Origin of the sequence: Mesorhizobium sp. M1E.F.Ca.ET.041.01.1.1 (genome assembly GCF_003997355.1) — a bacterium.
Classification (GTDB): domain Bacteria; phylum Pseudomonadota; class Alphaproteobacteria; order Rhizobiales; family Rhizobiaceae; genus Mesorhizobium.
On the sequence record NZ_RZSL01000554.1, the window covers coordinates 1 to 3952 of the forward strand.

Below are 3952 nucleotides of genomic sequence, written 5' to 3' on the forward strand. Positions count from 1 at the left end.
GGCTGACAGAGGCTGATGCGGATATGGCCGGCTGCAGCGTCGCCGAAGCTCGATCCCGGCATGACGCCGACCTTTTCCTTGTCGAGCAGCGCCCAGGCGAATTTCTCGTCGTCGGGTTCGATGGCGGAGATGTCGAGCATGACGTACATGCCGCCTTCGGAGCCGTGCACGGTGACGTCATTGACGCCGCGTATGGCGTCAAGGAAGACCGCGCGGCGCGCGGCGTAGCGCTCGGCGATTTCCTTCACGCCGTAGTGGTTTTCGAGCGCCTCGGCGCAGGCGATCGAGATGAAGGCCGGCAGGCCGTAGGTCGTCACCAGGTTGAGATCGGTCATCAGCGCGATCATCGCTTTCGGGCCGCTGAGCCAGCCCATGCGCCAGCCGGTCATGCCGTGGCTTTTCGACATCGAGTTGATGACCAGCGTGCGCTCGGCCATGCCGGGCAGCGAGCGCGGCGAGATGTGCTCGCCGCCGCCGAGCGTCCAGTAGACCTCGTCCGACAGCAGCCAGAGATCGCGTTCCTTGCAGATTTCGGCCAGTTGCTCGAGCCGTTCGCGCGAATAGACAGCCCCGGTCGGGTTGTTCGGCGTGTTGATCAGGATGGCGCGGGTATTGGGTCGGAGCGCCGCGCGGATCCTGTCGGCGTGCGGTTGGAAGCCGTCCTCGGCCGGCGTCTCGACCACGGTGAAGCTGGCGCCGGCGGCGCTGAAGGTGTTGGGGTAGGTGGCGTAGTAAGGCGCGACGACGATGGCGTGATCGCCGGGATCGAGCACACCCTGCACGGCAGCGTAGAGCGCGCCCTGGCCACCAGCCGTGGCGATGATCTCGTCCGGTTCCGTCAGGATGCCGGTGCAGGCGGTGGAAGCTGCCGCCATCGCCTTGCGCAGGCGCGGCAGGCCGGGCAAGGGCGTGTAGTGGTGGTTGCTGCCGCGCACGGCGTGGACGCAGGCCTCGATCGTTTCAGAGGGCGTGTCGAAGTCGTGATCGCCGACCGAGAGCACGATGATGTCCTCGCCAGCCTGTTTGCGGGTCCAGGCGGCGAAATGGACTTCCCAGCCGTCCTTGCCGGATGGCACGATGCCGGTAATGCGCTTTGACGGTTTTGGCATCAGGCTCTCAACCTCTCGTTCTTCGGATCCCAGAGCGGCTCGTCCTTCTGCACCACCGCCTTGAAACGGTCGCCGAAGATCTCGACCTCGATGGCCGTGCCGGGCTCGGTCAAATCGGAGCGCAGCATGCCGAGCGCGATCGATTTGCCGACGCGATGGCCCCAGCAGCCTGAGGTCGTCTCGCCGACGATTTTCCCGTCATGCCAGAGCGTCGACATATAGGGCGCATCGCAATCGCCGGGATTTTCGACGACCAGCGTGACGAAGCGCTTCTTCACGCCTTGCTGCTTTTCGCTGAGCAAAGCCGCCTTGCCGCGAAAGTCAGGCTTGTCCCATTTGACGAAGCGCTCCAGCCCGCCCTGCAGGACCGAATAGTCGGTCGACAGATCGCCCTTCCAGGCGCGGTAGCCTTTCTCGAGCCGCAGCGAATCCAGCGCATACATGCCGAAGGGTTTCAGGCCGTGCTTCTGGCCGGCGGCCCAGACGGCGTCGAAGACAGTCGTCGTGTCGGCGACCTTGGTGTGGATTTCCCAGCCAAGCTCGCCGGCGAAGGAGACGCGCACCAGCTTCGCCCAGCGTCCGGCAATGGTCGTCTCCTGATGAGTCAGCCAGGGCAAGGTCAGGTCGGCGTCGCAGACCTCGGACAGTATATTGCGTGAATTCGGGCCGGCGAGGATCTGCGTCGAGTACTCCTCGGTGCGGTCGGTCAGCGTGAAGGCAGCATCGGCCGGCATCCGCGATTTCAGCCATTCGAAATCGTGCCATTGCGCCACCGCCGCGGTGATCAGCGTCATCTGGTCTTCGCCGTGGCGCACGACCGACATTTCGGTGACGATGCGGCCCTTGTCGTCAGCGAAATAGACGAGGCCGATCCGGCCGGGCTTCGGCACCAGGCCTGTGACCTGCAGCGCCAGCCAGTCGGCGGCCCCCGGGCCTTCGAGGTTGAAACGCGAGAAACCGGGCAGGTCGAGGATGCCGGCGGCATCGCGCACGGCCAGGCATTCCTCACGCACGCGGTGCTGCCACGGCCCGTCGCGGCGGAAGGTCAGCGTCGCTTCCTCCGAAATGTCGTCGCCGGGCTTCGCGTACCAGGTGGCGCGTTCCCAGCCGTTATAGGCGTCGAACTGGCCGCCCAGCGCCTTGATGCGATCGTGCAGCGGCGAGTGCTTGCGATCGCGCCCGGCCGGCCAGGCATGACGCGGGAACTGGATGGCGTATTCGTTGCCGTAAATTTCCAGGCCCTTGGCGACGCAATAGTCGGGCGCGGAGGCGAAGGACGTGAAGCGGCGCGGGTCGCATGACCACATGTCCCATTCGGTCTGGCCCTCGGTCACCCATTCCGCCAGCACCTTGCCGGCGCCGCCGCCTTGCGCGATGCCGAAGGTGAAGACGCAAGCCTCGAAGGCGTTCGGCACGCCGGGCATCGGCCCGATAAGCGGGTTGCCGTCCGGCGCGTAGGGGATCGGCCCGTTTATGACTTTCGAAAGGCCGGCGGTGCCCAGGATCGGCACGCGGGCGACGGCGTCGGCAAGATAGTGCTCCAGCCGGTCGAGATCGTCGGGGAAGAGCTGGAAGGAGAAATCCTCCGGCATCGGATCGTTATGCGTCGCCCAATGCGCGCGGCAATTGCGCTCATAGGGGCCGAGATTCATGCCGGTCTTCTCCTGGCGCAGGTAATAGGACGTGTCGACGTCGCGCAGCAGCGGCAACTTGTGGCCCTGTTCCTTGGTCCAGGCGGCGAGCTCGGGGATTTCCTCGAACAAAATGTACTGATGGCTCATCACCATCATCGGCACCTCGCGGCCGAACATTTTTCCAACTTCGGCGGCGCGGTAGCCGGCGGCGTTGATGACGATCTCGCAACGGATCTCGCCTTGCGGCGTCGTGACCACCCATTCGCCGTTCTCGCGGCGGACGCCGGTGACCGGGCAGAAGCGGATGATCTTCGCGCCCATGTCGCGCGCACCCTTGGCAAGGGCCTGCGTCAACTGCGCGGGGTCGATGTCGCCGTCGCTCGGATCGTAGAGCGCGCCCTTCAGGTCATGCGTCTCGATGAAGGGGTAGCGGCGCTTGATCTCTTCGAGGCCGACGACGTCGATGTCCATGCCCTGGTAGCGGCCCATGCCCCTGGCGCGCTGGAACTCCTGCATGCGCTCCTTGGTATGGGCGAGCCTCAGCGAGCCGGTGACATGGTAGTTCATCGGATAGTCGACCGCCTCCGCGAGGCCGCGGTAGAGCTCGGTCGAATAGCGCTGCATGTTCATCAGCGACCAGGACGAGGAGAAGGTCGGCACGTTGCCGGCGGCATGCCAGGTCGAGCCGGAGGTCAGCTCGTTCTTTTCAAGCAGCAAGCAGTCGGTCCAGCCGGCCTTGCAGAGGTGGTAGAGCGACGAGGTGCCGACGACGCCGCCCCCGATGATCACCACGCGCGCCGTGCTCGGCAAACCGGCCATGTTTCTTCCTCCCAAGCTTTAACTCAATCCACCGGCGGCGAAACCACCCAGATGACGACCGCCGGCTCGGCGCCTGGATTGCGCCAGCGAAACGGCTTGCCTTCGAAACGGAAGCTGTCGCCTTCGCCAAGCTGGTGCCAGACACCGCCGATCTCGATCTCGAAAGTGCCCGACGCGACATAACCCGCTTCTTCCGTCGGACGGCGCGCTTGGGTCTTCAGTTCCGCGCCTGGCGCGAAGACCGAGCGCAACATCTCGAAGCTACCGCCGAGGTCAGGCGACAGAAGCTCCTCCACGAGGCCCGATTCGCTTGTGCCAAGCGAGCGGCGGCTGCCGGCGCGCACAACCACGCCACGCTCCTTCTCGGCAGGCACATCATGGCTGAAGAAC

The 3952-nt window shown here is 65.2% G+C and carries 3 protein-coding genes; all 3 read right to left on the reverse strand.

Features of this window, described 5'->3' with window-relative positions; translation table 11 throughout:
- Positions 1 to 1109, reverse strand: a 1109-nt coding sequence (locus EOA38_RS30005) for a pyridoxal phosphate-dependent aminotransferase (RefSeq protein WP_145966123.1), incomplete at its 3' end; no start/stop codon positions are given.
- Positions 1109 to 3562, reverse strand: coding sequence for an FAD-dependent oxidoreductase (locus EOA38_RS30010; protein ID WP_126093256.1), 2454 nt, complete (start codon positions 3560 to 3562; stop codon positions 1109 to 1111). The genes EOA38_RS30005 and EOA38_RS30010, both read right to left, overlap by 1 nt.
- Before the next feature lie 23 nt (positions 3563 to 3585).
- Positions 3586 to 3952 (reverse strand): cupin domain-containing protein (locus tag EOA38_RS30015; RefSeq protein WP_145966124.1); only part of this gene is annotated, 367 nt, incomplete at its 5' end.

Coding starts and splice junctions, on each gene's coding strand:
- EOA38_RS30010 (WP_126093256.1), bottom strand. CDS start 3,562: ATGGCCGGTTTGCCGAGCACGGCGCGCGTGGTGATCATCGGGGGCGGC.